The sequence below is a fragment of the Bacilli bacterium genome, assembly GCA_036381315.1.
Lineage (GTDB): Bacteria > Bacillota > Bacilli > Paenibacillales > KCTC-25726 > DASVDB01.
The window spans coordinates 1-25,522 of record DASVDB010000034.1 but is presented as its reverse complement, the minus strand read 5'-3'; the positions used below and the strand labels follow the sequence as shown (position 1 = coordinate 25,522).

Here is a 25,522-nt window from a genome sequence, read left to right as displayed (position 1 = left end):
ATCAAGAAATTTTGCAAGATCACAGTTGATTTTATTAACAAAGTATAATAATATTACTTACAAGTATTTAAATACACTTATCTGATAGGAATTATTAGGATAGGAACGGGGGTTAAAAATGAACGAGAGCGCCATCATCCGCGCAACAGACCTTCATAAAAGCTTTGCCAATCAAAACAACTCCCAAAAGATCCTTGATCACATCTCGTTTGCGATACATAGAGGCGAGATCGTATCGCTGCTGGGTCCGAGCGGCTGCGGCAAGAGCACGCTGCTCAATATTATCGGCGGGTTTATTAAGCCGGATGAGGGAAAAGTGCTGTTCGCCGACAAACCGGTTGAACGCCCCAGCCGAAATTGTGTGATGCTGTTTCAGCATTATGGTTTGCTGCCGTGGCGTTCCGTCATTAAAAATGTGGAGTTTGGGCTTGAAGAACTTCCGCTATCCGCCAAAGAACGCAGGGAGCGCGCGCTGAACTATTTGCGGATGGTCGGGCTCGAAGACAAGATCGATTTGTTTCCCCGCCAACTGTCAGGAGGAATGCAGCAGCGCGTGGCGATAGCCCGGGCGTTGGTAACGCAACCGGAACTGATTTTGATGGATGAACCGTTCGGCGCCCTGGATACGTTTAACCGGTATTATTTGCAGGACGAATTGCTGCGCATCCAGGAGAAGGAGAAAACGACCATTATTTTTGTTACGCATGATATCGATGAAGCGATCTATTTGTCCGACCGCATTTTCATTATGCAACCCAACCCGGGAAAAATCCGCAAGGAATTGAAAATCGGCACGGCAAAACCAAGAGACCGCAGCCATGATGATTTCCAATACTTCCGCAAAGCCATTTTTGCCGAATTTCATTTCAGCCGGCCGGTTGAAACTATCGAATACATCATCTAGGAGGAAAAGTGCTTTCATGAACATAGGAAAATTAACCAAATCGTTGCTCATCTTGACCCTGGCGTTTAGTTTTGCGCTTGCCGGTTGCGCGAACGGCGGCAAGGAAAAAAAGACGGTGAAAATCGGCTATTTGCCGATCACGCATGCCGTGCCGCTGTATTTCGAGAATGACGCGGCAAAGGAAGGAAAGCTTGCGTTCAATTTGGAACTCATCAAGTTCGGTTCGTGGCAGGACTTGTCAAACGCATTGAATGCCGGCAGAGTGGACGGCGCTTCATTGCCCATCCTGCTGGCGATGCGGGCCAAGGAGCAAGGCATCGATTTAAAGGCGGTCGCTTTGGGCCACCGCGACGGCAATGTCCTGATGGTCGCCAATGACATTCAGTCGGTTGCCGATTTGCGGGGCAAAACGTACGCAATTCCTTCCAAGTTTTCCACGCATAATATTTTGCTCTATTTAATGCTGAAAAAAGCGGGATTGCCATATTCGGACATCAATCCTGTCGAAATGGCCCCGGCATCGATGCCGGCGTCGCTCGCAACCGGCAAAGTATCCGGATATGTCGTCGCGGAGCCGTTTGGCGCATTGGGCGTTCATATGGGCAAGGGTAAGGTGATCTATCAGGATAAAGACGTTTGGCCGAACTCAATCGATTGCGCGCTTGTTTTGCGCGGCGATTTTCTTGCCGAATCGCCGGATACCGCCCAACAATTTGTTACCGAATATGTGAAAGCGGGAGAAGCGGCGGAGAAGAAAGATGAAGAAACCGATAAAGTGGCGCAATCCTATATGAAAGTCGACAAAGACGTGTTGAATTTGTCCTTGAAATGGATCAGTTACGGGGATTTGCGCGTGAACGAAGACTCCTACGACGAATTGCGGCAGTATGTGATCGAGATGGGGCTTTCCGACAATCCTCCGGCATATGCGGATTTTGTAGACAACTCGTTGTACGATAACGCTTTGAAGAAGTGATAACATGAGCAGATTGCAAAAAGCGGCTTCCATCCTTGCCGGATTTGTCCTCTTGTTGCTTGCGTGGCAATTGATTTCGTGGATCGGCGGGTATAACGAATCGCTGTTTCCGCCGCCGTTAAAAGTGTGGCAAGCGTTTGTCGAACTTGTGCAAGACGGGACGTTATTCGCAGATATCAAAATCAGTATGTACCGGTTTGTTGTCGGCTACCTTATGGCTGTTGCCGCCGGCATTTTGCTTGGCTTGCTGATCGGCCGGATATCCTTATTGTGGGCCGTCCTCGATCCCATTGTGCAAGTGTTGCGGCCGGTCGCGCCGATCGCCTGGTCGCCGTTTATCGTATTATGGTTTAACCTGGGCACCGCTTCGGCTATCGTCATGATTTTTATTGCCGGTTTTTATCCGATGCTGTTGACAACGGTGGCCGCCGCGCGGAAAGTGGATCAGGCTTATCTGCAGGTAGCGCATAATTTTGAGCTCAAGCAGCGCCGCATCATTACCAAAGTGGTTATCCCGTCGATTTTTCCGCAAATAACGCACGGCTTGCGCCTTGCCCTGGGGATGTCCTGGATCTTTCTTGTGTCCGGGGAAATGGTCGGGGCGCAGTCCGGCCTGGGATTTTTGATCGAAGACGGCAGAAATTTATTGCGCCTCGATTACGTCTTTGTGGCAATCGCCACAATCGGCGTAATCGGGATGCTGCTCGATCAGCTGATTCAGTTGTTTGAGCGCTGGGTTGATAAACAATGGGGCCGTTAAACCTTCGCGACCCGCAGATCATCAACGGTTTGGTTGCAGTGCGGACAATGGTACGCGATTTCCACCTCATGCTCGCAAGCGGCGTGAAGCAGTTTTTTATAGCATTTTTTCAAATGCTTTCCGCCCCATAGAATCAAAGAATGAAAGACATGCTCCAAATCTTTGCCGCTTTCGGTCAAATCATATTTGAATCTTGGCGGGTGGTCCGAGTACAGTTCGGCTGTAATCAGATTGCTTTGCTCCAAAAACTTCAGGCGGGCCGACAACAAATTGGAAGAAAGGCCTTTAAGCGGCTTTTTAATTTCGTTAAAGGTGTGATGGCCGAGCAAAATTTCATGGATAATAAGCAGTGTCCAGCGGTCGCCGATAATATTCAATGATTGGGCGATATTGCAAGGAATGTCAAAGTCTTCTTTCATAAAAAAGAAACCCTACTTTCGATTTTTTCACTATTTTAACATATTCAAAAATAAAATACTAAGTTGATATTTTGAACTTAGTATAATAAAATATCCTTACGAATTACCATTATTCCTATATGTGAGGAGAGGTTAACCATGGCGTTATTTTTGGTTGAGTCCGCGTTGAACGGTGCGGTGAAAGGAAAAGAATCGTTCGAGGCCAAAGTGCAACAAATAAAAGATGCCTTCGGCAAAAAGGGCGTCGCATTGATTGAAGTGCAAGTATCCAAAGATTTTACCCGAGCGTTCTTGATCGCCGAAAGCGGAAAAAGAAACGACGTTACGGAAGTATTGCGCGAAAACGGCATTCCCGTTACGTTGATCAAGCCGGTTCGGCTAGTCGGCAAAGAGCTTGATGAAGTGAAAAAACAGGCGGATAAGGTCAACTATTTGGTGGAATGGAATTTGCCCGAAAACTTGACGATGGAACAATATCTGGAACGTAAGAAGACAAACTCGGTGCATTATGCGGAAGTGCCCGAAGTCGCTTTTTCCAGAACGTACGTCTGCGAGGACATGACGAAATGCCTTTGCTTCTATGACGCCCCCGATGAAGTGGCCGTAAAGAAAGCGCGGGAAGCGGTGAAGGCGCCGATCGACACGATCACGGAGATCACATCCACAAAATAAATTGCTGAGAAGGAAGTTGACGAAGCATGCCGGTACCGGTAAACGAACAAGAAGCGCAGAACGTGCTCGACCGCTTGATAAAAGCAAAGCTGAAGCCATTTGTGAAAAAGGTCGACGACGAAGCCTATTACGCTGAGGATTATTTAAAAGCGATCGGAAACTCGGGGTTGTTGCACTCCCGGCATACGCCACTTTCCCGGATGCTGCCCGACGAATCCCGATTGGTCGAAGAAACCGCCAAAACCTGCATGACAACCGCCTTTAACCTCTGGTGCCATCTGGCGTCATTGACCTACGTAAGGCTCAGCGACAACGCTTATTTGCACCGGGAAATCCTCCCCTTGCTTGAAAACGGCGAAAAGTTGGGAGGAACGGGGCTTTCCAATCCGATGAAGTTTTTTGCCGGAATGGAAAAATTGTTGCTAAAAGCGGTGCGAACAACGGGCGGCTATATCGTTTCAGGGCAGTTAGGCGCGGTATCGAATCTCGGTTCCGGCCATTGGTTCGGCATTATTGCCGACGCGGGCGATGACAGGCAGATCATGGCGTTTGTTTCCTGCGATGTTCCGGGCTTGGCTTTGCGGAAAAAGGCGGAGTTCCTCGGCGTAAACGGCAGCGCCACGTACTCGTGCGAGTTTGCCGACGTCTTCATCCCGGACAATTGGCTCCTTTCGGAACAGGCGGGCGACTTCGTCACAAAAATCCGGCCGGCATTTGTCGCGTATCAAATTCCGCTTTCGCTCGGCATAACGAAGGCGTCGATCGACGGCATAAAAAAATTCAGCGACAGGCAAAACGGCTGCAATTCCTATTTGCGCGTCCAGGCCGCGGAAATCGAGGATCATTATGTTTCGCTGCGCGAGAAATTTTACCAGCTCCTCAAATCCGGCGAATTTGCCGAACAGTGGGAGCAGTTGCTGAAATATCGCCTCGACTCGGCATATTTGTCGCTGAAAGCCGTTCAAGCGTGCATGTTGCATCAAGGCAGCGCAGCTTATCAGAAAGTGAGCCATGCCGCCCGCAGGTTGCGGGAAGCGTATTTTTACGCAAATTTAACGCCGACCATCAAGCACCTGGAAAAAATGCTTTGCGGGCATCAATAATCGTGAACAGAAAATCTTTAAACGCAACGACAGGGTGGAAAGCGAAGTCTTTCGCCCTGTTTTTGTATTTTTCCGACCGCCGTTTGGCCATAATATACAAAAAAGCAGCTTGCGAAGCGTTGCGTATAAAACGTTGCGGGACGGAGGCTAAAACATGCTTGGCCGGCAACCCAGACGGGGAGGAGCTACCTTATATATTCACGGAAAAGTGAAGACCGGGCGCAGCACCAAAGCGTTGCTGCGTTCCGTCGAGCCGCGGCAAATCGTCGTCATCGACCACCCCGATCTGGACGAAATGGGGGCCGCCGGGCTCATCGCCGCCAAAGTGAAAGCGGTGATCAACGCCGCCCCGACCATGACCGGCAAGTACCCGGTGCAAGGCCCGCCGATGCTGTTCAAAGCGGGCATCCCGATTATGCAAATTCAGCCCGAACATTTCGGCATGTTTTCCGACGGCGAAGAAATCGCGATTGATGAACAGGGCATCCATACGAAGCGCGGGCGGATCGGGTACACGGCATTTACGGAAAAAAGCTGGCGGCTTTTGAATGAAGCCGCAAAAAACAATTTAAACGGCGAGCTCAGCAAGTTTATCGACAACACGCTCTATTACGCGAAAAAAGAAAAGGAATTTTTCATCCGCCCGCTGCCTGTGCCGAAGCTGCGCACGGCGATTGCCGGCAGGCATGTTGTGGTTGTGGTGCGCGGCAGCGGCTACAAGGAAGACTTGCTTACGCTGCACGATTATATTCAGGACTACCGCCCCGTTTTGGTCGGCGTCGACGGCGGGGCGGACGCGCTGATGGAATCCGGCTATACGCCGCATGCGATCATCGGCGATATGGACAGTGTGTCGGACGCGGCGCTCAAATCCGGAGCGGAGTTGATTGTGCACGCCTATCCGGACGGCAGGGCGCCCGGCATGGCAAGAATCGAGGCGATGGGGCTCAAGGCGAAAACCGTAGCCGCGCCGGGGATGAGCGAAGATGTCGCCATGCTGATCGCCTATGAAAAAAACGCCGAGTTAATCGTCACGGTCGGTACGCATACGCATCTGATCGATTTTCTCGAAAAAGGACGCCGCGGCATGGCGAGCACGATGATGGTGCGGATGAAAATCGGATCGCGGCTCGTCGATGCCAAGGGGGTTTCCAGATTGTACCATAGGCCGGTGAAACTGCGGAGTTTATGGATGATTCCGGCAGCCGGCGTTTTTCCGCTGTTGATGTTGGGGTTGATTCATCCGGGCTTGCGGCATTTTGCCGCTGTCATGTGGACGTTTTTCAAAGTGCGCTTATTGTAAAACAAGAGGTGAAAACCATGCTGACCAGTCGCTATCATATCGGATCGATTATCGCCATATTTGTGGCGCTGGGGCTGGGGATCCTGCTGGGCGGCACATTGGGGCAACGCTGGATGTGGCAGACGGAACAGGAAACGCTCGGAATCCTGATGGAAAAATACGACCGCCAGGTGGAAAATGCGCAAGCGTTGCAGCAGCAGCTCATGTCGTTGCAATTGATGAATAAAGCGGTGAATCCGTTTCTGAACAATAAAAAAATATGGTGGATCCGCCCGGTTGCCGCGGAAAACGCTACATTTGCCATGCTGATGAAGGTTGCCGGCGCCAATTTGCGGGAAATCGATTACGATCGGCAAACCGCCTTCGCGCCCGCGAAAATGTTGGCAAAAGACGGGTCGCCGCCGGATGTCATTGTTGTATCGGATCCGGCCGCCGCCGAAAATCTTGCGTCAGGCGGCGGTTGGCTAAGCTTGCCGGCAATCGCGCCTTACGCGAAAGTGATCGATGTAAGCAAAGAAGAGCAGCGCTTCAACGATCCGCAGGAAATCGTCGACTTCATTTTGTATGTAAAAAAAATACTGGAGGAAGATGAGCATGCGGCCGTCAGTTTCTATCGTTATTCCGGCATGGAATGAAGCGCCAATGCTTCCGGAAACGCTCAAGGCGCTGCGTACGGGCAGGCAGGCGGGCGAGTGGGACGAAATCGTGGTCGTGGACGACGGCAGCACGGATGATACATATGCCGCCGCGGTGGCGGGTGCGGATACGATTATTCGCCACAAGCGGAATTACGGCAAGGGAAAAGCGTTGGAAGCGGGATGGCGCAATGCGAAGGGAACCATCATCGTGTTTCTGGACGCCGATCTGGGAGCGTCCGCCGATTTCGCCCGCATCCTGTTATCGCCGCTATTCGCGGGCCAATGCGATATGAGCATCGCCACATTCCCCGCTAATGAAAGAAAAGGCGGTTTCGGCATCTGCAAAAAAGTGGCGGCAAAAGGCATCCACGCCTTGAGCGGCTACTTGCCGGTTGAACCGTTATCGGGGCAGCGCGCCGTCCGGCGCGAGCTGCTGGAACAAATCGGCGGTTTGTCGGGCGGCTTCGGCATTGAGGTCGGCCTGACCATCGATGCGGCGCGTTTTGGCTTTCGCATCCGCGAAGTGCCGGTTTCGTTTCGCCATCGCGAAACGGGGCGCGACCTGCAAGGTTTTCTCCACCGCGGCCGGCAATTGGTTGCCGTATCAAAAACTCTTTTTGACAAATGGAGGCATCCGGTTTGCTAAGCGATTCTTTTTTTCCGCTTTTGTTTTTCCTTGTATCCGGTTTGCTGTTGCGTCCGATCCGGCAATTTTTGCTGCGGCATAACGTGACGGCGCCGAATTTTCAGGGGAACCGCATCCCGCATGCGATGGGGCTGTTTTTGTGGCTGCTTTGCCTGTTGTATCTGTTTATGTCCGCTTATTACCCCTTTTCCGGTGCGAGTGGACGCGGCTTGACTGCCGCCCAATCGGCCGGGACGGACCGCGATTTGCCGATCGCCGTGTTTTTCGCCGCTGTGACGGCGGTTTTTTTTGCCGGTTGGTTTGACGATTTGATAGGCGAGAAGCGCATTAAAGGCTTTACCGGGCATTTTCGGGCATTGCGCGAGGGCGTAATTACTTCCGGCGTGCTGAAGGTGGTTATTGTCGGCATGACGGCGGTTTGGCTTGTTTCCTATCTGCCCGGCGGAATGCCGGCGAAGGCGTGCGCGGTGTTGGAGATCGCGCTGATGACCAATTTGCTGAATTTGCTTGATCTGCGCCCGGGTAGAGCGCTGAAAGCTTTTTTTGCGCTGGTGTTCGTTTTGCTTGCTGCCGGCGTTACTCATGTGTGGGCGGGCTGGTTGCTGCCGCTTGTTTGCGGCGGCATCTGGCTTATGCCGCATGATTTGCGGGCAAAGTCCATGCTCGGGGACGCGGGCGCAAACATGTTGGGGTTTGCCGCAGGCTGCGCGTTTGTCTGGTCGGCGCCCGCCTGGCTCAATACCGGTGCGGTGGTCGCGCTTATTGTGCTGCACTGGGTGGCGGAGCGCGGTTCGCTTACGCGCATCATCGATCAAAACCGTTTGTTGCGCTGGCTGGACCGGTTGGGCAGGGCTTAAAATCTTGGGCGCTTTTTTTTGAATCCGTAATTCCGCTTGCGGTCGCGAAAGTTGACCCACCCGGCGATGAACGCCACTCCACCTGCAAACAGCAGCAATCCGGCCAGAAAACGTAAGAAGGGAAAACGGGGCGGCCCGAAAGCGGCAAAGACCGCGTCTTTCATCAATAAAAACCCGTATGTTGCGGCCGCGCCGGGAATGACGAGCAAAAGCACGGCGATCATTCGCGCTGCCATCTGCTTCATCTGCCTGATACTCCTTCCGTTCAGGATCATGCTTTGTACAGGCTGGACAAAAAGGTTACAATAAACATCATAATAGCATAATAGAGAAATCATTTCATGAGTAAAGGGCGATGTTTATGACAAGACAATACGACGTTGTCGTGTTGGGAGGCGGCATAGGCGGATATACCGCGGCCATTCGCCTTGCGCAATTGGGGAAAAAGGTAGCGATAGTAGAAAAGGACAAGCTGGGGGGAACATGCCTGCATCGCGGCTGCATCCCCAGCAAGGCTTTGCTGCGCAGCGCCGAATTGTACGACACGATGAAGCACAGCGCGGATTTCGGCATCAACGCCGATTCCGTATCGCTCAATTTCGCCAAAGTGCAGGAACGGAAGCAGGCGATCGTAGACCAATTGCACAAAGGGCTGCACTTTTTAATGGACAAAAACAAAATTGAAGTGTTCAACGGCAAGGGCACTATCATCGGGCCGTCCATTTTTTCCCCGCGCGGCGGCACGGTAAATGTGGAACTTGCCCACGATGAAGTGGAAAATCTGGTGCCCGAACACTTGATTATCGCCACCGGATCGCGTCCGAAAACGTTGCCCGGCGTTCATCCCGACGGCAAGCATATTTTGACGAGCGACGATGCGCTGTTATTATCGGAGCTTCCCAAATCCGTCATCATTGTCGGCGGCGGCGTCATCGGCGTGGAATGGGCGTCCTTGTTGCACGACTTCGGAGTGGACGTAACCGTTGTCGAAGCGGCGGCGAATCTCGTACCGGCTGAGGACAAGGAGATTTCCCGCGAATTGGAGCGTTTGTTCAAGAAGCGCGGCATTCGCCTGCTGACGAACGCCAAATTGCTGCCCGATTCGCTTGCGACGGAAGAAGACGGCGTGCGCCTTACCGTCGCGCACCGGACCGGGGAAACCGCCCTGCATGCGGAAAAGCTTCTGCTTTCCGTCGGCAGGGAAGCGCTGACAGATCATATCGGATTGGATCACACGGAAGTGGCGTTGGCAAACGGCGTTATCAAAGTCAATGAATTTATGCAAACGACCGAGTCGCACATTTATGCGGTAGGCGATGTAAACGGCGGATACCAGCTCGCCCATGTTGCCGCGCATGAAGGGCTTATCGCCGCCGAACATATCGCCGGCGTCGCGACTAACCCGTATCCGCCGCGGCTCATCCCCCGTTGCATCTATACCCGCCCGGAAATCGCCGCGGTCGGGATTACGGAAGATGAGGCAAAAGCGCAAGGGTATGAAATCAAGACCGGAAAATTTTCCTTTAAAGCGTTGGGCAAGGCGCTTGTTTTGGGGGAGACGGACGGTTTCGTCAAAGTGGTCGCCGATGCGAAAACCGACGATTTGCTGGGCGTACATATGATCGGGCCGCACGTTACCGATTTGGTCAGCGAGGCGGCGTTGGCGCAAATATTGGCCGCGGCGCCGTGGGAAGTCGGATTTACGATTCACCCGCATCCGACCCTGGCGGAAAGTTTGGGTGAAGCGATGCTTGCCGTGGACGGGCGCGCCATCAACATATAAATTTCATTTTCTTTTTGTCGCGGATAGGGGTATAATATATTTAACCAAGTATTAGTACCAGGTAATAAAAATTTGCCGACGCCTTCAATTTAAAGGAGGTTTTCTTCGTGACAAACGTGGCTCCCGCAAGGAGCGAGTTCAAGCACAGAGAGCTCGGGTTGAGCGATGGGAAATTAGTCGAAATGTACACGACCATGCTGACGGCCCGTAAATTCGACGAGCGTTCGTTGTTATTGCAGCGGGCGGGAAAAATTCCGTTTCATGTTTCGGGAATCGGGCAGGAAGCGGGCCAGACGGCAGCGGCGTTTGCCTTTGACACGCGCACCGATTACTTTTTGCCGTATTACCGCGATTATGCTTTTGTTCTGGGGGTCGGCATGACGGCGCAGGAGTTGCTGCTCTCGGCGTTCGCGAAAGCGGAAGAGCCGAACAGCGGCGGCCGGCAAATGCCGGGTCATTTCGGCTGCAAAAGATTGCGCATTGTGACCGGTTCTTCACCTGTGGCTACACAAATTCCCCATGCCGCCGGAATCGCGTACGCGGGAAAACTGCGCAAGGAAAAGTTTTGCACCTTCGTATCTTTGGGCGAAGGTTCCACCAATCAGGGGGATTTTCATGAAGGCTGCAACTTCATGGGCGTCCACAAACTGCCGGTGGTCATTTTTTGCGAAAACAACCAATACGCCATTTCCACCCCGTACGCCAAGTCCCTAGGCTGCGCGAAAATCGCCGACCGCGCCATCGGCTACGGATTTGCGGGGGTGCGCGTTGACGGCAACGACGTGCTGGAAGTCTACCGCATCGTGAAAGAGGCGCGAAAGCGCGCGCTGAATGGCGAAGGGCCGACACTGATCGAAGCGATGATGTACCGTTTGTCACCCCATTCAACTTCCGATGACGACATGCTGTATCGCAGCAAGGAGGAAGTGGAAGAAAACCGCCGGCGCGACGGCATTTTGCGTTTGAAAGAGTATATGCTTGCTTGCGGTATTTGGGACGAACAGAAAGACAAAGAACTGCATGATCGCGTGCAGAAAGTCATCAACGAGGCGACGAAATATGCGGAGCAGGCGCCTTACCCGGCCCCTGAAGATACGCTCAAGCATGTATATGGGGAACAGTGAGGGAGGCGAAATAAATGGCGGTCATCAAGTATTTGGATGCGATTGTTTCCGCGATGCGCGAAGAGATGCGGCGTGACGAACGCGTTTTTGTGCTTGGCGAAGATGTCGGCGTGCGCGGCGGCGTATTGAATACGACGAAGGGATTGTATCGGGAATTTGGCGAAGAGCGCGTTTTGGATACACCGTTGGCCGAGTCCAGTATCGTCGGGGTTGCGGTTGGTGCGGCCATGTATGGAATGCGCCCGATCGCGGAAATTCAATTCGCCGATTTTATTTTTCCGGCGACCAATCAGATTGTGAGCGAAGCGGCGAAAATACGCTACCGCTCCAACAACGACTGGAATTGTCCGGTTGTCATCCGCGCGCCGTATGGCGCGACCGGAGGCGGGTCTCTTTACCATTCGCAATGTCCCGAGTCCGTATTTTTCGGCACGCCCGGTTTGAAAATGGTCGCCCCGTCGACGCCGTATGACGCCAAGGGGCTGCTGAAAGCGGCCATCCGCGATGACGACCCGGTTTTGTATTTTGAACATAAAAAATGCTATTTGTCGCAAAGCCAGGAAGTGCCCGACGACGACTATATCGTCCCGATCGGCAAGGCGGATGTAAAACGCGACGGTACGGATCTGACCGTTATCACGTACGGTTACACGGTGCATTTCGCGCTGCAGGCGGCGGATGAACTGGCAAAAGAGATGGGAATTCAAGCGCTGGTGCTTGATTTGCGTACGCTTCAGCCGCTGGATAAAGAAGCGATTCTGCAAGCTGCGGCCAAAACGGGCAAAGTATTGGTGATACATGAGGACAATAAAACAGGCGGGGTCGGCGCGGAAGTTTCGGCGATCATTGCCGAGGAATTGCTGTTTGATCTGGATGCGCCGATCGCGCGGCTGTGTCCGCCCGATGTGCCGGCGGTCGGCATGAACCCGCCGACGGAAAAATTTTTCCTGTTGAACAAAGAGAAAGTAAAGGCGGCCATGCAGCGGCTTGCGGAATTTTAACGCTGATGCCCACAAGTGCTTAGGAGTGAATACGATGAGCAAAATAAAGCCACAGGGGACGAAAGTCGCTATTCCCCATCTGGCGGAAAGTCTGGTCTCGGCGACGATCGGCAAATGGCTCGTAAAACCGGGAGATATCGTGCAGGAATATGACACTTTATGCGAGCTGATTACGGACAAAGTAAATGCCGACATGCCTTCGCCCGTAGCCGGAACGGTTTTGGAACTGCTGGCGGAAGAAGGGGAAACGTTATCGGTCGGCGAGCCGATTTGCCTGATCGCGGAAGCGGGCGGACCGGAAGGTCGCGATGGCGGCGATGCGCCCGGCGCCGCGACGGAGGAAAGCGAAGCCGCGCCAGCCACGGAAGAGCATGTGCGGCAGCGCTATTCGCCGGCAGTGCGAAAGCTTGCGGCGGAGCACGGAGTCGATTTGCGCCGAATTGCCGGCACCGGGTTGGGGGGAAGAATTACCCGCAAAGATGTGCTGCAGGCGATCGCGCAAAAAGGCGCGGCGCAAGAGGCGGAAGCCGGGCCATCAGGCGCCGCGGCGTTTGTCGCGGCGGAATCCGGGACCAAGCCGGAGAAGCTGCCTGTCCGCACAACCGGGCTGCATTTGTCGGAAAGTCCGCGCATCCCGCAAATTGCGGTGGACGAAGGCGACGGGGACAGACGGGAATATTTTATCGACGTGACGCCGATCCGCAACACGATTGCGACCAGGATGCGGCAAAGCGTGGCGGAAATTCCGCACGCGTGGACCGTAATCGAAGCCGATGTGACGAATCTGGTGATGCTCCGCAACAAGCTGAAGGAAGACTTCAAACGCAAGGAAGGCGTAAACCTGACGTACCTCGCTTTCATGATCAAGGCAGTGGTCAATGCGATCAAGGATTATCCGATTATCAACTCGGTGTGGGCCGTCGACAAAATTATCGTCAAGCGGGATATCAACATCTCTTTGGCCGTCGGCACCGAGGATTCGGTTTTGACCCCGGTCATCAAAAAAGCCGACCAGAAAAATATCGCCGGGTTGGCGCGGGAGATCGACGAGCTTTCGCACAAAGCGCGTTCAGGCACGCTGAGGCTAGACGAACTGCAAGGCGGGACCATTACGGTGAACAATACGGGTTCGTTCGGATCCATTTTGTCATATCCGATCATCAACTACCCGCAAGCGGTCAATTTGACGTTCGAGTCGATTGTGAAACGCCCGGTCGTCATTCAGGATATGATCGCCGTCCGCTCGATGGTGTACATTTGTTTGTCGCTTGACCATCGCATTTTGGACGGCGTTATCTGCGGCCGGTTTTTGCAGCGGTTAAAAGAAAATCTGGAAAGTTACGGGCCGGACACCAAGCTGTACTGAATCATTCGAAAATGAAGCTCACCGAGAAAACGATGGTGGACAGCAGCATGGAAGCGAGCATCAGCCAAATGACCAGTTTCAGGAAAAATTTGTTTTTATACATTGTCAAACAACCCCTTTTGCCGCGCATTCGCAAAACATAACAGCGTGTTGCAACCGTATCGCCTGTGATAACCGGCTTGTTGCCGACATACTTTTATTGTAGCGCAACGCTTTGGCAAGTTCAAAAAAATACGGAGGCAGTGAACATGGCGCACAAAACCTACAACGTCAACAAGGATCGGTTGCTCGCCGCTTTTTTCGATCTGGTCAAAATCGACAGCGAAACGGAGCAGGAAGAGGAAATCGGCCGGGAGCTGAAAAATTTGTTCGGCGGGCTTGGGCTTGACGTATTTGAAGATGATACCAAAACAATAACGGGGCACGGTTCGGGCAACCTGTTCTTTACGCTGGAAGCGTCGCCCGGATTGGAAAATCGCGGGACAATTTTTTTCACCTGTCATATGGATACGGTTAAACCTGGAAAAGGGATTCGTCCGCGTATCGATAAGGACGGCTATATTCGCAGCGATGGCACGACGATTTTGGGCAGCGACGACAAGGCCGGTCTGGCCGCGCTCCTGGAAGTGATTCGTACGTTGAAGGAAAAAAAGATCGCCCATGGGCGCATACAGTTCATCATTACCGCGGGCGAAGAGAGCGGATTGATCGGCGCCCGCGCGCTGGACCCCGAACTTGTGCAGGCAAAATACGGCTTCGCCGTCGATTCCACCGGCAAAGTAGGCGGTATCTGCATCGCTGCCCCGGCGCAGACAAAAATCGATGTCAACATTATCGGCAAGTCCGCCCATGCGGGGGTTAATCCGGAGGACGGGATAAGCGCCATTCAGGTGGCCAGCAAAGCGATCTCACGGATGCCGCTCGGACGCATCGATTTCGAAACGACCGCCAATATCGGCAAGTTTGCGGGCGGGTTTGCCACCAATATTGTTTGCGAAACGGTGAGCATTGCGGCGGAAGCGCGCAGCCTGGACAATAAAAAATTAGACCGGCAAGTCGAAGCGATGCAAAATGCGTTCGTTGCAACCGCTGCGGAATTCGGCGCAACAGCCGAAGTGACGGTGCTACGCATGTATCCGGGCTTCAAGCTGAACGAGAAGGATGAAGTTGTGCAGATCGCCAAGCGGGCCATCGTCAATGCTGGCTTGCAGCCGAGCACATTTCATTCCGGCGGCGGAAGCGACGCCAACGTATTCAATGGGTATGGGATCCCGACGGTCAATCTGGCGTTGGGATATGAACACATTCATACGACTAAGGAACAAATAGCGGTGCAGTCTTTGTTGGACGCGGCGGAAGTCGTGTTGGCGATCATCAGGGAGCATGCGGCGTGATTGGCTGGGCGAAGGCCGAAGTGTTAAGCTGCCGGAAAGTCCATCAAGGCTTGCAGGAAATAACGGTGCGGTTTGCCGGCGGCGACGTTGGCCTTGCCTTGCATTATGCGGATCAGCATTTGCCCGAACTTCGCCAAGGCAGTATGGTACTGTTGAATACAACGGCCGTATCGCTCAAGCTGGGCACGGGCGGCTATCATTTTGTGGCCGCCGTGCTTGACGGTTCCGGCGTTGCAAAGTCGCCGCCAGCGATCGAAAGGCAATCCGGGCATATGATGAAACTGCGTTATACGCCGCTGCAGCGGGCGGTTCAGGCCGCCGAAGAAACTGTAAGCCCCTTCCATGGATTGTTTTCCCGGGATGCGAGGCTGGACGGGATGCCCGTATTGCTCGGAGAACTGCACAGCATGCTGCCGATATGCGCTTGCTGGATTAAGCATGCTGCGCAGTCATGCGCTTCTAAAAGCGCTCCCGGCGGCGGCGCGGCCGTAAAGCCGCTTAAAGTCGCGTATGTGATGACGGACGGCGGCGCGCTGCCCTTGGCCTTCAGCAAGCATGTCGCCGTTTTGCGGGAGCGGGAATATATTGCCGCCACGGTCACCTACGGCCATGCTTACGGCGGCGATTTGGAGACGATCAACAAATTCACGGGCTTGCTTGCCGCGAAGCATGCAGCCCGCTGCGATATCGCGATTGTCGCCATGGGGCCGGGGATCGCCGGAACCGGCACGGCATTCGGCCATTCCGGCGTCGAGGTGGGGGAACTGGTAAACGCCGTTTCGCTGCTTGGCGGCGTGCCCATTGTAATCCCTCGCATCAGTTTTGCCGAAACCCGCAAGCGCCATCTCGGGCTAAGCCACCATTTCCTAAACACGCTGGGCGCAATCGCGCTGCGCTCGGCGGTCATTCCGCTTCCCGCGGCAATGGCGGAAGAGAAAAAGCGGATTGTGAGCGAGCAACTCCGCGCCGCCGGGTTGGATGAAAAGCATCAGCCTGTGTGGATGGGCCGCCCCGGCCGGGCGGAATTGGCGCTGGCGCTGGCCGACTATCCCTTGCGGGTGACAACGATGGGCAAAGATTTGGTTCATGATCCGGATTTTTTTCTCGGAGTGGGCGCCGCGGCCGAGTACGCCCGCGGTTTATGCGGCGGCTTGGCTGACGGCAGGCGGCCGCAATAGCCCGCTTCATCCAATACGGATTGAAGCGGCGCGCCGGGCTCCATGCGCATGAGCAGTTCGCGCAGCAAAGCGCGGATTGCCCGCGGTTTGCCGGCAATCGCCAAGCCTTTTTCATGTATTTTGAGCATACCGGTCTCAACCCTGCTTTCAATTTGGTTTCCATGTGCCGGGTCTAAACCCGCCGCCATTAGGCGGTCAGCTTCCGGCGCCAGCATTTTGTAAACGATATGTCTCCCCGCACAACGCAAAACCGGGGGAGGGGCCGCCCCTGCACAACGCAAAAATCAGGTTAGCGACTCCTTGTGCATCGCAAAACGGGGAGATAACCTCACCGCGCATTGCTAAAACGGGGGGATAACCTCACTACGCATTGCTAAAACGGGAGGATAACCTCACTACGCATTGCTAAAACGGGAGGATCGCCTTGCGGTCACCTCTCTGCACATCGCTAAAACGGTAGGATTGCCTTGCGGTCACCTCTCTGCACATCGCTAACGGTCGCAGCAGAGGCTATTTGCCGAAAAAAGGCTGATCTGAAATTCTAACGGACGCATTGGCGGCTATTTGTCGTTTTAATGCCCGAATATCAGGAAAAAGGCAAGAATAGACTCTCCCACGTCCGTTAGAATCAAATTGGCGGCAATTTGCGCAAAATAAGCTCTCCTGCGTCCGCTAGAGGTTGCAACCCGGCGAACCGCCCGGGATTCCAAGCTTTAAGGGCGCGAGCAGGCGAACCGATCATGCTAGAGGTTGCAACCCGGCAAACCGCCCGAGTTATCGCAAGTATTATTTGCATATGCCGGACAAGCATGTTTTATGATAAATCGAAAAGGCAGGCGGCATTCATGACATCGCAAAATTCATGGGAAGAGAAAACAGTCAAAACGGAAGTTGTGTTTACCGGCAAGATGATCGATCTCGCGATTGAGCACGTCACGCTGCCAAACGGCAAGCCGGCGACGCGGGAAGTCGTGCGGCATCCCGGCGCGGTGGCCGTATTGGCCGTGCATGACGGCAAAATGCTGGTCGTCGAGCAATACCGCAAAGCGCTCGGCAGAACGCAGGTGGAAATCCCGGCAGGGAAGCTGGAGCCGGGCGAGGAGCCTATAAGAGCGGCGCGCCGCGAACTGGAGGAGGAGACGGGCTATCGGTGCAAATCGCTGGTACCCGTTCATTCGTTTTATACCGCGCCGGGCTTTTCCGATGAAATCATCCATTTATATTGGGCCGAAGATTTGCAAAAGGGCGAGGCCAATCCCGATGAAGACGAGTTTTTGACCGTCAGCGCCATTACGCCGGCGGAAGCGGAGATGCTCATTCGCGATTCCCGGATCAGCGACGCGAAAACGCTCCTCGCTTATTACATTTGGCGGCAATATATAAAGACAGGCGTGATGGGATTATGAAAACTTTTTTTGCCGATTTGCATATTCACATTGGCCGGGCCGGGAACGGCCAGGTGGTCAAAATCAGCGGCTCGAAAGATTTGACATTTTTCAATATTGCGCATGAGGCGTCGGAGCGGAAAGGAATCGGCATGGTCGGCATCATTGACTGCCATTCGCCTTCCGTGCAGGCGGATATTATCCATTATTTGGAGACCGGCGAGATGCGGGAACTGCCGGGCGGGGGGATCCGCTACAAGGACACGACCGTGCTTTTGGGCAGCGAGATCGAAGTGCACGATCCCGGCATGGGCGCGGCGCATTTGCTTGTTTTTATGCCCGATCTCGCGACCATGCGGCAGTTTACGCAATGGATGGCAAAATCGATGAAAAATGTGGAACTGAGCTCGCAGCGGATCTATGTTACGGCGCGCGAACTGCAGCGGGAAACGATCGAGCGGGGAGGCATCATGATTCCCGCGCATATTTTTACGCCGCATAAAGGCGTGCTCGGCAGCAGCACTGATAAAATGTCCAACATGCTGGACGTGGACAAGCTTGCGGCGGTGGAGCTCGGCTTAAGCGCCGACACGGAAATGGCCGGATTGTTTACCGAATTGGAGCCGCTCTCGTTCGTATCCGACTCCGATGCGCATTCGCTCGGGAAGATCGCGCGCGAATACAACAAGCTCTTGCTCGCCGAGCCGAGTTTTGCCGAATTGAAAAAGGCGCTGCTGCGGCAAGACGGACGCAAAGTGGCGGCCAATTACGGATTGAACCCGCGACTCGGCAAATATCATCGGACGTTTTGCAAAAACTGCAATGCGATTCTCGGCGCGGCTTCCGCCGCCGCCGACCGCTGCCCGGACTGCGGCAGCACGAACATCGTCCGCGGTGTGTGGGATCGGATTATTTCGATCGCCGACCGGAAAACGCCGCATATGCCGGCGTATCGTCCGCCATATTTTTATCAAGTTCCGCTTGAATTCATCCCCGGACTCGGGAAAAAGCTGATGAACAAGTTGCTCGATCGCTTCGGCACCGAGATGAATATTTTGCATCGGGTGGACGTTACGGAGATTGCGGATATAGTTGGCAACGAGATAGCCGGAATGATTGAAAAGGCGCGCAACGGGACGCTGGAATTGGCCACGGGCGGCGGCGGAACATACGGCAAAGTCATTTCCTGAAAAAAGAGGCGAGTCATAGACTTGCCTCTTTTTTCATAGACTGATAGGGATCAAACCCGGCGGAAGCTTTTGTCCCAAGCTTTTGCCCGTCTTGTTTGCAAATGGATTGGAGGTTCGCCGTGATGGCTGGTTGGCAATCGGGTCTCAGCGTTTATCTGCGCGATCATCTCACGTTGTACTTGTTCGTATCGGTCCTGTTTGTGATGGGCGTAATATTCGGTTCGCTGATGGTGAATGGCTTATCACTCGAGCAAAGGCAGGATTTGGAAAATTTTCTGGGAAGCTTCGTCCATGCCAGCCAGGGAAACGAAAGGGATGCGCAAGCGTTGTTTTTCGATTCGTTCGGGTCCTATTTCCGCTGGATCATCCTCATTTTTGTGCTGGGTCTCTCCGTAATCGGCCTCCCGCTTATTTTGCTGTTGGACTTTCTGAAAGGCGTGCTGGTGGGATTTTCCGTCGGCTTTTTGATCGGCCAATATTCGTGGCGGGGCATTGTGATCGCGTTAACGGCAATCGCGCCGCAAAATATGGTGGCCATTCCCGCGATTTTAATCGGCAGCGTAACGGCGTTGTCATTTTCGCTGCATTTGATTAACAACCGGTTGCTCAAGCGTAAATCGACAATTGGAAAGCCGTTTGTCGCGTATGTTTCGGTGACGGTGTTTCTGCTTATGGTCATGGTGTTGGCAGCGCTTTTCGAGACTTACGTTTCCCCTGTGCTGCTTAATTGGACCGCCCCGTATATGACCAGCGCATAGGGTGTTAAATGGTTTGACTTTACGTGAGAAATGCTCCTATAATGAAATCAGGCAACGCGTCGAATGGTGCTGCTTTTTGAGGGGGAGGAGCATGGAGGCCCGGATCGAAAAAATTAAACATCAACTACAGGCGCAATCCTACAAGTTGACACCGCAGCGCGAGGCAACGGTCAGGGTTCTGCTCGAGAATGAAAAAGACCATCTCAGCGCGGAAGACGTGTTCATGCTCGTGAAAGACAAATTCCCCGAGATCGGCTTGGCCACCGTGTACAGAACGCTGGAGCTTTTAAGCGAACTGCATGTTTTGGAGAAAATGAATTTCGGCGACGGCGTGGCTCGCTACGATTTGCGTTATGACAATTCGCACCATCATCATCACCATCTGATCTGCGTGCAATGCGGTTCCGTCCAGGAAATCATGGATGACTGGCTGATTGAAATCGAAAAGCGGGCGGAGACGGAATATTTTTTTCAAGTGTTGGATCACCGTTTGGATTTTCAGGGTATTTGTCAAAATTGCCGCGCGAAAAACGCCGATACGGAAAATAAATAAACGGTACGCACCCTGGCCTCTCGCACATAAATGCGAGGAGGCCTTTTTTGCTTTGCCAGTATTTCCTGTGTATGCCGCAAAGCCTGGAATGGGAAAATGTTCATATACGGTTTGAGGGAATAATCAGGAGTGATGAAGATGATCATCGGAGTACCGAAAGAAGTAAAAAACAACGAGTTCCGGGTGGCCCTGACTCCGGCCGGCGTACATGAATTGAAACTGCACGGCCATGATGTAATAGTCGAAAAGGGCGCGGGAAGCGGCAGCGGCTTTACGGATGGGCAATATGCCGACGAAGGCGCAACAATAAGCGCAAATGCGGCTGAAGTGTGGCACAAGGCCGATATGGTCATGAAAGTTAAAGAGCCGCAACCTGAAGAATATGCGTATTTTCGCCGCAATTTGCTGTTGTTCGCCTACTTGCATTTGGCGGCGGCTGGTGATTTGGCAAACCGTTTGGCGGAGAAAAACGTAACGGCGATCGCCTACGAAACGATCCAACTCCAAAACGGCGCTTTGCCGCTTTTGACCCCCATGAGCGAAGTGGCGGGCAGAATGTCCATACAGGTTGGCGCGCAGTTTTTGGAAGCATTTAACGGCGGGCGCGGCGTTCTGTTGGGCGGTGTGCCGGGCGTCCCGCCGGCGGATGTGGTCATCATCGGCGGCGGCGTCGTCGGCATGAATGCCGCGAAAATGGCCGTCGGGCTTGGCGCCCATGTGACGATAATAGAAAAAAGCGCCGAGCGCATGCGTTATATTGATGATTTGTTCGGCGGCAGAGTGGCGACGCTTTCCTCCAACCCGTACAATATTGCCGGCGCGGTTGCACGAGCCGACTTGTTGATCGGCGCCGTGCTGATTCCCGGTGCGCGGGCGCCGAAGCTTGTTACCGAAAGGATGGTGCGACAAATGAAACCGGGCGCCGTGATTGTGGATGTTGCCGTCGACCAGGGCGGCGTGATCGAAACAATCGACCGGGCGACCACGCACAGCGATCCCGTGTATGTCAAGCATGGGGTGATTCATTATGCGGTCGCCAACATCCCGGGCGCCGTGCCGCGCACATCGACACTGGCGCTCGCCAACGCCACGATGCCGTATGCGCTGGAGTTGGCTGACAAAGGCTTCGTTCATGCCGTTAAGGGCAATCCTGCGTTAAAATCAGGCGTCAACGCGTATCACGGACGCATTACCCACAAGGCGGTGGCGCAGGCGGCGGGACTCCCCTATCATCCGCTGGATGCGCTATTGCTGGAGCCTTTTATTATATAGGAAGTATAAATGTGCCGGACCGCTCATACATATTCGACAAAGCAGGCTTGTTTTGCGTTTTGCGGCCTGATTTTATTTTGCGGGGGTTGGCCGGTCATGATTATTTCCTTGCGGAAATGGTGGGAGCGGGCGAAGTTTGTCGCGTTGTTTCTTTTTTTGACTATCCTGCTGCACGTTGTATTGCAAGCTGCGGAAAACCGGTTTAAGCCCGATTACGATTACCGAAAGCCGCACGGGCAAGCGGTGAAAGCGGGGGCTAAACCAGACGCGGTTGAATTCGAATCGATGCGCGACCGCCTGATGTTTTTTTATTGGTTCGGCGAATAACGGCAAACGGCAGGAATCTCGACCGTCGGCGTGGAAAATGTAATAAGCATTTTTCCGAAAGGTTCTGATTGGCCACCATGCTGCAGCGGTTGCAATGGTTTGTGCATTTCTTGGCGGTTGAGCGGGGGCTTGCCGCCAATACGATTGCCTCCTATGAACGCGATCTGACCCAATTTATCGGCTATTTGCGCCAACAAGGCGTCGAGTCGTTTGCCGGAATGGAAAAAGCGCACATATTGCAATATTTGTTGCAACTGCGCGCGCAAGGCCGTTCCACGGCCACCGTCACGCGCGCCCTTGTTTCGATTCGCGCGCTTTGCCAGTTTCTCGTTCGCGAGCAGCTGATTGCGCACGACCCGTCGCAGCATATGGAAACGCCGAAACCGGAAAAACGGCTCCCGAAGGTGCTGTCCGTTGCGGAAGTCGAGCGGCTGTTGGCGGCTCCGCAAGACTCCGACCCGTACGGGATGCGGGACCGGACGATGCTCGAGCTTTTATATGCCACAGGCCTGCGCGTCTCCGAACTGGTTTCATTGAATACGGGCGATTTGAATCTGGGCATGGGCTTTGTGCGCTGTTTCGGCAAAGGCGCAAAGGAGCGCATCATCCCGTTGGGGCGGATAGCCGCTTCCTGTCTGGAACGCTACATAAACGGCATACGGCCCAAATTGTTGAAACGGGAGGCGGCGGAAGAAGCGCTGTTTCTCAACCACCTTGGTTCGCGGATGACGCGGCAAGGTTTTTGGCAGCTGATAAAAAAATACGCAAAAGCCGCGGGCATTACGAAAGAGATTACGCCGCACACGCTCAGGCATTCGTTCGCGACGCACTTGTTGGAGAACGGCGCCGATCTGCGGGCGGTGCAGGAAATGCTCGGACATGCCGATATTTCCACGACGCAAATTTATACGCATGTGACTACGGCCCGCATGAAAGAAGTTTACAACCGGACGCACCCGCGGGCAAAAATGGAATAACGGGGGATGATCATGAAAGCAGCTTACAAGCGAATTTGCGTAATTGTTCTGGACAGCGTCGGAATCGGCGAGCTGCCCGACGCCGGCAAGTTCGGCGACGCCGGCGCGCATACGCTGGGCCATATCGCCGGGCGGGTCAACGGGTTTTCCCTGCCCAATCTGCAACAGCTGGGATTAGGCAATATTGCGCCGCTTACCACCGTTTTGCCGGCAGAAAAGCCGCGGGCTTGCTACGGCAAAATGGCGGAAGTTTCCGCGGGCAAAGATACGATGACCGGGCATTGGGAACTGATGGGGTTAAAGGTGGAAATTCCGTTTAAAACTTACCCGAACGGTTTTCCGCAAGCGTTGCTGGATGCGTTTGCGCATGCGACGAACAGGCCGGTGATCGGCAATAAACCCGCATCGGGGACGGCAATTATCGCCGAGTTGGGCGAAGAACAGATGAAAACAGGCGCCTGGATCGTCTACACTTCGGCTGACAGCGTGCTGCAGATTGCCGCCCATGAAGACGTGATTCCGCTAGAGGAACTGTATAATGGCTGCAAAATCGCCCGCAAGCTTACGCTTGCCGATGAATTTGCCGTCGGTCGGGTCATTGCGCGCCCTTATGTCGGGACGCCCGGCCACTTTACGCGCACCCCGAACAGGCACGATTACGCCGTAAAGCCGCCTGCGCCCACCGTGCTGAATAAGGTGAAGGATGCCGGGCTTGATTGCATCGCCATCGGCAAGATCAGCGATATTTTTTCCGGCGAAGGCGTAACCGCAAGTTATCCAACGAAGGGCAACAGCGACGGCATCGGCAAAATCATCGCGGAGCTGCAAAAGCCGTTTAACGGGATGCTGTTTGCCAATCTCGTCGATTTTGACTCCCTGTACGGACACCGCCGCGACCCGCAAGGATACGCCGACGCGCTGATGGCCTTTGACCGCAGCCTGCCGGAGATCATGAAAACATTGGCGCATGATGATTTGCTAGTCGTTACGGCTGATCACGGCAACGACCCGTATCATGCGGGGACCGACCATACGCGCGAATACGTGCCGCTCATTGCCTATAGCCCCGCGATGAAGCAAGGCAAGCCGCTGGGCACAAGACAGACGTACGCCGATTTGGCGGCAACCATCGCGGATAATTTCGGCCTTGCGGGAACCGGAAACGGAACAAGCTTCCTAGCTGATTTGGAGTGAATGCGGAATGATTCGCGGACGCTTCGCCCCGACGCCGTCGGGGCTTATGCATCTCGGCAACGCCCGCACCGCGCTACTCGCCTGGCTGCAGGCGCGCAAAGGCGGCGGGGCGTTTTTGCTGCGCCTCGAAGACATCGACAAGCCGCGCGCCAAAGCGGAATATGCCCGGCAAATCATCGCTGATCTGCGTTGGCTGGGGCTTGATTGGGATGAGGGTCCGGATATCGGCGGCACATTCGGACCATACACGCAAAGCAAACGCTTGGCGCTGTACGAAGCCGCCCTTGATCAGCTTGAGCGCGCGGGGCTCATTTATCCATGTTTTTGCAGCCGCGCCGAATTGGCGGCGATTGCGCGCGCCCCGCACGGGCTTGCCGCGGAAGGTCCGGCGTATACCGGAGTTTGCCGGCATTTGACGGAGGCGGCGCGACAGCTGAAAAGAGCGCGAAAGCAACCGTCGTTGCGTTTTATCATGCCGGATTATCCGATATCTTTTACCGATTTGGTGATGGGTAAGCGGCATTTCTCCGCCGGAGCGGGCGGCGATTTTATCGTTAAGCGGGCGGACGGGATGTTTGCGTATCAATTGGCGGTTGTCGTTGACGATGCGGCGATGGGCATAACCGACGTGCTGCGCGGCGCCGATTTGCTGGATTCGACGCCGCGGCAAATCGCGTTGTATCAAGCGCTCGGCTTGCGGCAGCCCAGGTTTGCCCATATTCCGCTGCTGTTGGGCGAAGATCACAAGCGCTTGTCCAAACGGCATCGTTCGGCAACGCTCAAGTCCTTGCGTGAAGCGGGAATTTCCGCGGAAGAGGTTGTCGGATATTTGGCGTATGTGAGCGGACTAATCGACCGCCCGGAAAAGGTCCGGGCAATCGAGTTGCTCGACGCGTTTGCCATAAACCGCATACCGGTCGAGCCGGTTATCGTGCATCACTTTTCCGTTTCCAACGCGTAGGCGAAATCGTCGATGTCAAATACGCGGACCGGAATTTCGGCATTGACGATTTTTTCGATAAATTCATACTGGTCCGTCAAAATCGGCATTTGCTCCTGCTCGGAAACAAGAATGAGCTCCGTTTCGATCGGATCGAACGTATCGCCGAATCGGACGTTGTCGTAAGCATTGACCACAGACACGGTGACTTTGTCGTTGATCAGAATCGGCGGGCTCTTTTTCCACGGCGCTTGCAGCGCCCGTTCGATTTTTTTCTTGGTAAACGATTGTTCAAAAAAGCCGATCAGTTCGGCGATTTTTTCCCGAACCAGCGTTTCGTCATGTTCATCCTGCATGACCGGTTCCTTGCTTTCCCGCAAATCGTACAGTTCCTGGATTGTGGCATAGGGGACAATATATTCAACCGGATGTTCCGGCACCAATAGTTGCCCGTATATCGCAAACATGACTGCTTCGGTAACAAACACGCGCGGCACGATTCGTTCTCCTTCACTTGTAGCTTTTCAAGTATTTTATTTTAACACGAATGTGCGCAGAAACAAATACAAGCGGCCCGTTTCAGGCGGATTTCGTTTTTTTGCTTTTCTGCCAGGCGATCGGATAAGATATAATAGTGTCATAGTATTTTTTTCGGCGAAAAGTGGAGGAAAAAAGATGAACGTGCAAGAACAAAAACGCAAAAAACTGCTGCGTGAAATAAGAGAATGGGCGCTTTCCATCGCCATTGCCTTTGTAATCGCCATGCTGTTTCAAAATTTTGCCTATGCGCAGGCTAAAGTCG

Annotated in this window: 28 protein-coding genes; 24 read left to right on the top strand and 4 right to left on the bottom strand. The window is 53.9% G+C overall.

Annotated features, from left to right (window positions below):
* Positions 1-118 precede the first annotated feature (118 nt).
* From VF260_02730 to VF260_02720, 3 genes are read left to right on the top strand one after another with little or no spacing between them, the layout of a single operon-like run.
* A complete protein-coding gene (locus VF260_02730; GenBank protein HEX7056102.1) occupies positions 119-904 on the top strand; it encodes an ABC transporter ATP-binding protein in 786 nt (261 codons plus the stop codon).
* 16 nt (positions 905-920) lie between these two features.
* A complete protein-coding gene (locus VF260_02725) occupies positions 921-1,880 on the top strand; it encodes an ABC transporter substrate-binding protein (GenBank protein HEX7056101.1) in 960 nt (319 codons plus the stop codon).
* Between the two features lie 4 nt (positions 1,881-1,884).
* Complete coding sequence (locus VF260_02720; GenBank protein HEX7056100.1) at positions 1,885-2,640, top strand: ABC transporter permease; 756 nt, start codon at positions 1,885-1,887, stop codon at positions 2,638-2,640.
* Here the strand turns inward: VF260_02720 and VF260_02715 are convergent.
* Positions 2,637-3,059 (bottom strand): helix-turn-helix domain-containing protein, encoded by a 423-nt coding sequence (locus VF260_02715; protein HEX7056099.1) that lies wholly within the window; start codon positions 3,057-3,059, stop codon positions 2,637-2,639. The genes VF260_02720 and VF260_02715 overlap by 4 nt on opposite strands.
* A 138-nt stretch (positions 3,060-3,197) precedes the next feature.
* Between VF260_02715 and VF260_02710 the strand changes: the two genes are divergently transcribed.
* From VF260_02710 to VF260_02685, 6 genes are all read left to right on the top strand, one after another.
* The gene (locus VF260_02710) at positions 3,198-3,731 is read left to right on the top strand and encodes a DUF4242 domain-containing protein (protein ID HEX7056098.1); all 534 of its coding nucleotides are present in this window, start codon (positions 3,198-3,200) and stop codon (positions 3,729-3,731) included.
* A gap of 26 nt (positions 3,732-3,757) precedes the next feature.
* A complete protein-coding gene (locus VF260_02705; protein HEX7056097.1) occupies positions 3,758-4,834 on the top strand; it encodes an acyl-CoA dehydrogenase family protein in 1,077 nt (358 codons plus the stop codon).
* 154 nt (positions 4,835-4,988) lie between these two features.
* A complete protein-coding gene (gene steA / locus VF260_02700) occupies positions 4,989-6,137 on the top strand; it encodes a putative cytokinetic ring protein SteA (protein ID HEX7056096.1) in 1,149 nt (382 codons plus the stop codon).
* Positions 6,138-6,154: 17 nt separating this feature from the next.
* Positions 6,155-6,772: a copper transporter gene (locus tag VF260_02695; protein ID HEX7056095.1), complete on the top strand. Its 618-nt coding sequence runs from the start codon at positions 6,155-6,157 to the stop codon at positions 6,770-6,772.
* Positions 6,732-7,421, top strand: coding sequence for a glycosyltransferase family 2 protein (locus VF260_02690; GenBank protein ID HEX7056094.1), 690 nt, complete (start codon positions 6,732-6,734; stop codon positions 7,419-7,421). Before VF260_02695 ends, VF260_02690 begins: the two co-directional genes overlap by 41 nt.
* Positions 7,415-8,278: a hypothetical protein gene (locus VF260_02685; GenBank protein HEX7056093.1), complete on the top strand. Its 864-nt coding sequence runs from the start codon at positions 7,415-7,417 to the stop codon at positions 8,276-8,278. The genes VF260_02690 and VF260_02685 overlap by 7 nt, the downstream gene beginning before the upstream one ends.
* On the opposite strand, the gene VF260_02680 is transcribed toward VF260_02685, so the two are convergent.
* On the bottom strand, positions 8,275-8,523 hold the full coding sequence (locus tag VF260_02680) for a DUF2627 domain-containing protein (GenBank protein HEX7056092.1): 249 nt from the start codon (positions 8,521-8,523) through the stop codon (positions 8,275-8,277). The genes VF260_02685 and VF260_02680 overlap by 4 nt on opposite strands.
* A gap of 116 nt (positions 8,524-8,639) precedes the next feature.
* Here VF260_02680 and lpdA point away from each other — a divergent pair, with 116 nt between their 5' ends.
* The 4 genes from lpdA to VF260_02660 all read left to right on the top strand — a co-directional run bounded on the left by lpdA (position 8,640) and on the right by VF260_02660 (position 13,552).
* Positions 8,640-10,061: a dihydrolipoyl dehydrogenase gene (gene lpdA / locus VF260_02675; protein ID HEX7056091.1), complete on the top strand. Its 1,422-nt coding sequence runs from the start codon at positions 8,640-8,642 to the stop codon at positions 10,059-10,061.
* 107 nt (positions 10,062-10,168) lie between these two features.
* Positions 10,169-11,185 (top strand): thiamine pyrophosphate-dependent dehydrogenase E1 component subunit alpha, encoded by a 1,017-nt coding sequence (locus VF260_02670; GenBank protein HEX7056090.1) that lies wholly within the window; start codon positions 10,169-10,171, stop codon positions 11,183-11,185.
* Between the two features lie 14 nt (positions 11,186-11,199).
* Positions 11,200-12,186 (top strand): alpha-ketoacid dehydrogenase subunit beta, encoded by a 987-nt coding sequence (locus VF260_02665; GenBank protein ID HEX7056089.1) that lies wholly within the window; start codon positions 11,200-11,202, stop codon positions 12,184-12,186.
* Positions 12,187-12,220: 34 nt separating this feature from the next.
* A complete protein-coding gene (locus VF260_02660; GenBank protein HEX7056088.1) occupies positions 12,221-13,552 on the top strand; it encodes a dihydrolipoamide acetyltransferase family protein in 1,332 nt (443 codons plus the stop codon).
* Position 13,553: 1 nt separating this feature from the next.
* Here VF260_02660 and prli42 read toward each other — a convergent pair whose 3' ends face one another.
* Complete coding sequence (gene prli42, locus VF260_02655) at positions 13,554-13,655, bottom strand: stressosome-associated protein Prli42 (GenBank protein ID HEX7056087.1); 102 nt, start codon at positions 13,653-13,655, stop codon at positions 13,554-13,556.
* Positions 13,656-13,800: 145 nt separating this feature from the next.
* Between prli42 and VF260_02650 the strand changes: the two genes are divergently transcribed.
* The 11 genes from VF260_02650 to gluQRS all read left to right on the top strand — a co-directional run bounded on the left by VF260_02650 (position 13,801) and on the right by gluQRS (position 24,741).
* Positions 13,801-14,946, top strand: a complete 1,146-nt coding sequence (locus VF260_02650) for a M20/M25/M40 family metallo-hydrolase (protein HEX7056086.1) — start codon at positions 13,801-13,803, stop codon at positions 14,944-14,946.
* Positions 14,943-16,124 (top strand): DUF3866 family protein, encoded by a 1,182-nt coding sequence (locus tag VF260_02645; protein ID HEX7056085.1) that lies wholly within the window; start codon positions 14,943-14,945, stop codon positions 16,122-16,124. The genes VF260_02650 and VF260_02645 overlap by 4 nt, the downstream gene beginning before the upstream one ends.
* A gap of 845 nt (positions 16,125-16,969) precedes the next feature.
* The gene (locus tag VF260_02640; GenBank protein ID HEX7056084.1) at positions 16,970-17,530 is read left to right on the top strand and encodes an NUDIX hydrolase; all 561 of its coding nucleotides are present in this window, start codon (positions 16,970-16,972) and stop codon (positions 17,528-17,530) included.
* Positions 17,527-18,699 (top strand): endonuclease Q family protein, encoded by a 1,173-nt coding sequence (locus VF260_02635; GenBank protein ID HEX7056083.1) that lies wholly within the window; start codon positions 17,527-17,529, stop codon positions 18,697-18,699. The genes VF260_02640 and VF260_02635 overlap by 4 nt, the downstream gene beginning before the upstream one ends.
* Before the next feature lie 122 nt (positions 18,700-18,821).
* Positions 18,822-19,457: a stage II sporulation protein M gene (spoIIM, locus tag VF260_02630; GenBank protein HEX7056082.1), complete on the top strand. Its 636-nt coding sequence runs from the start codon at positions 18,822-18,824 to the stop codon at positions 19,455-19,457.
* 91 nt (positions 19,458-19,548) lie between these two features.
* The gene (locus VF260_02625) at positions 19,549-20,010 is read left to right on the top strand and encodes a Fur family transcriptional regulator (protein HEX7056081.1); all 462 of its coding nucleotides are present in this window, start codon (positions 19,549-19,551) and stop codon (positions 20,008-20,010) included.
* A 138-nt stretch (positions 20,011-20,148) separates the two neighbouring features.
* Positions 20,149-21,282 carry an alanine dehydrogenase gene (gene ald, locus VF260_02620; protein ID HEX7056080.1) on the top strand — a complete coding sequence of 378 codons (1,134 nt, stop codon included), beginning with the start codon at positions 20,149-20,151 and terminating at the stop codon, positions 21,280-21,282.
* A gap of 96 nt (positions 21,283-21,378) precedes the next feature.
* Complete coding sequence (locus VF260_02615; GenBank protein HEX7056079.1) at positions 21,379-21,609, top strand: DUF4227 family protein; 231 nt, start codon at positions 21,379-21,381, stop codon at positions 21,607-21,609.
* 77 nt (positions 21,610-21,686) lie between these two features.
* The gene (gene xerD, locus VF260_02610; GenBank protein ID HEX7056078.1) at positions 21,687-22,586 is read left to right on the top strand and encodes a site-specific tyrosine recombinase XerD; all 900 of its coding nucleotides are present in this window, start codon (positions 21,687-21,689) and stop codon (positions 22,584-22,586) included.
* 12 nt (positions 22,587-22,598) lie between these two features.
* Positions 22,599-23,780, top strand: coding sequence for a phosphopentomutase (gene deoB / locus VF260_02605; GenBank protein HEX7056077.1), 1,182 nt, complete (start codon positions 22,599-22,601; stop codon positions 23,778-23,780).
* 7 nt (positions 23,781-23,787) lie between these two features.
* Entirely contained in the window at positions 23,788-24,741 is a 954-nt protein-coding gene (gene gluQRS, locus VF260_02600) for a tRNA glutamyl-Q(34) synthetase GluQRS (protein HEX7056076.1), read from the top strand.
* Here gluQRS and VF260_02595 read toward each other — a convergent pair.
* A complete protein-coding gene (locus tag VF260_02595) occupies positions 24,717-25,217 on the bottom strand; it encodes an ADP-heptose synthase (protein ID HEX7056075.1) in 501 nt (166 codons plus the stop codon). The genes gluQRS and VF260_02595 overlap by 25 nt on opposite strands.
* Positions 25,218-25,522: the final 305 nt, after the last annotated feature.

Excerpts from the sequence above, each read along its gene's own strand:
- deoB (HEX7056077.1), top strand. The coding sequence starts at position 22,599 with ATGAAAGCAGCTTACAAGCGAATTTGCGTAATTGTTCTGGACAGCGTC.
- VF260_02705 (HEX7056097.1), top strand. The coding sequence starts at position 3,758 with ATGCCGGTACCGGTAAACGAACAAGAAGCGCAGAACGTGCTCGACCGC.
- xerD (HEX7056078.1), top strand. The coding sequence starts at position 21,687 with ATGCTGCAGCGGTTGCAATGGTTTGTGCATTTCTTGGCGGTTGAGCGG.
- VF260_02715 (HEX7056099.1), bottom strand. The coding sequence starts at position 3,059 with ATGAAAGAAGACTTTGACATTCCTTGCAATATCGCCCAATCATTGAAT.
- prli42 (HEX7056087.1), bottom strand. The coding sequence starts at position 13,655 with ATGTATAAAAACAAATTTTTCCTGAAACTGGTCATTTGGCTGATGCTC.
- VF260_02660 (HEX7056088.1), top strand. The coding sequence starts at position 12,221 with ATGAGCAAAATAAAGCCACAGGGGACGAAAGTCGCTATTCCCCATCTG.
- spoIIM (HEX7056082.1), top strand. The coding sequence starts at position 18,822 with ATGGCTGGTTGGCAATCGGGTCTCAGCGTTTATCTGCGCGATCATCTC.
- VF260_02650 (HEX7056086.1), top strand. The coding sequence starts at position 13,801 with ATGGCGCACAAAACCTACAACGTCAACAAGGATCGGTTGCTCGCCGCT.
- VF260_02730 (HEX7056102.1), top strand. The coding sequence starts at position 119 with ATGAACGAGAGCGCCATCATCCGCGCAACAGACCTTCATAAAAGCTTT.
- VF260_02710 (HEX7056098.1), top strand. The coding sequence starts at position 3,198 with ATGGCGTTATTTTTGGTTGAGTCCGCGTTGAACGGTGCGGTGAAAGGA.
- lpdA (HEX7056091.1), top strand. The coding sequence starts at position 8,640 with ATGACAAGACAATACGACGTTGTCGTGTTGGGAGGCGGCATAGGCGGA.
- VF260_02695 (HEX7056095.1), top strand. The coding sequence starts at position 6,155 with ATGCTGACCAGTCGCTATCATATCGGATCGATTATCGCCATATTTGTG.
- VF260_02690 (HEX7056094.1), top strand. The coding sequence starts at position 6,732 with ATGCGGCCGTCAGTTTCTATCGTTATTCCGGCATGGAATGAAGCGCCA.
- VF260_02615 (HEX7056079.1), top strand. The coding sequence starts at position 21,379 with ATGATTATTTCCTTGCGGAAATGGTGGGAGCGGGCGAAGTTTGTCGCG.
- steA (HEX7056096.1), top strand. The coding sequence starts at position 4,989 with ATGCTTGGCCGGCAACCCAGACGGGGAGGAGCTACCTTATATATTCAC.
- VF260_02665 (HEX7056089.1), top strand. The coding sequence starts at position 11,200 with ATGGCGGTCATCAAGTATTTGGATGCGATTGTTTCCGCGATGCGCGAA.
- gluQRS (HEX7056076.1), top strand. The coding sequence starts at position 23,788 with ATGATTCGCGGACGCTTCGCCCCGACGCCGTCGGGGCTTATGCATCTC.
- VF260_02680 (HEX7056092.1), bottom strand. The coding sequence starts at position 8,523 with ATGAAGCAGATGGCAGCGCGAATGATCGCCGTGCTTTTGCTCGTCATT.
- VF260_02720 (HEX7056100.1), top strand. The coding sequence starts at position 1,885 with ATGAGCAGATTGCAAAAAGCGGCTTCCATCCTTGCCGGATTTGTCCTC.
- ald (HEX7056080.1), top strand. The coding sequence starts at position 20,149 with ATGATCATCGGAGTACCGAAAGAAGTAAAAAACAACGAGTTCCGGGTG.
- VF260_02640 (HEX7056084.1), top strand. The coding sequence starts at position 16,970 with ATGACATCGCAAAATTCATGGGAAGAGAAAACAGTCAAAACGGAAGTT.
- VF260_02635 (HEX7056083.1), top strand. The coding sequence starts at position 17,527 with ATGAAAACTTTTTTTGCCGATTTGCATATTCACATTGGCCGGGCCGGG.
- VF260_02725 (HEX7056101.1), top strand. The coding sequence starts at position 921 with ATGAACATAGGAAAATTAACCAAATCGTTGCTCATCTTGACCCTGGCG.
- VF260_02625 (HEX7056081.1), top strand. The coding sequence starts at position 19,549 with ATGGAGGCCCGGATCGAAAAAATTAAACATCAACTACAGGCGCAATCC.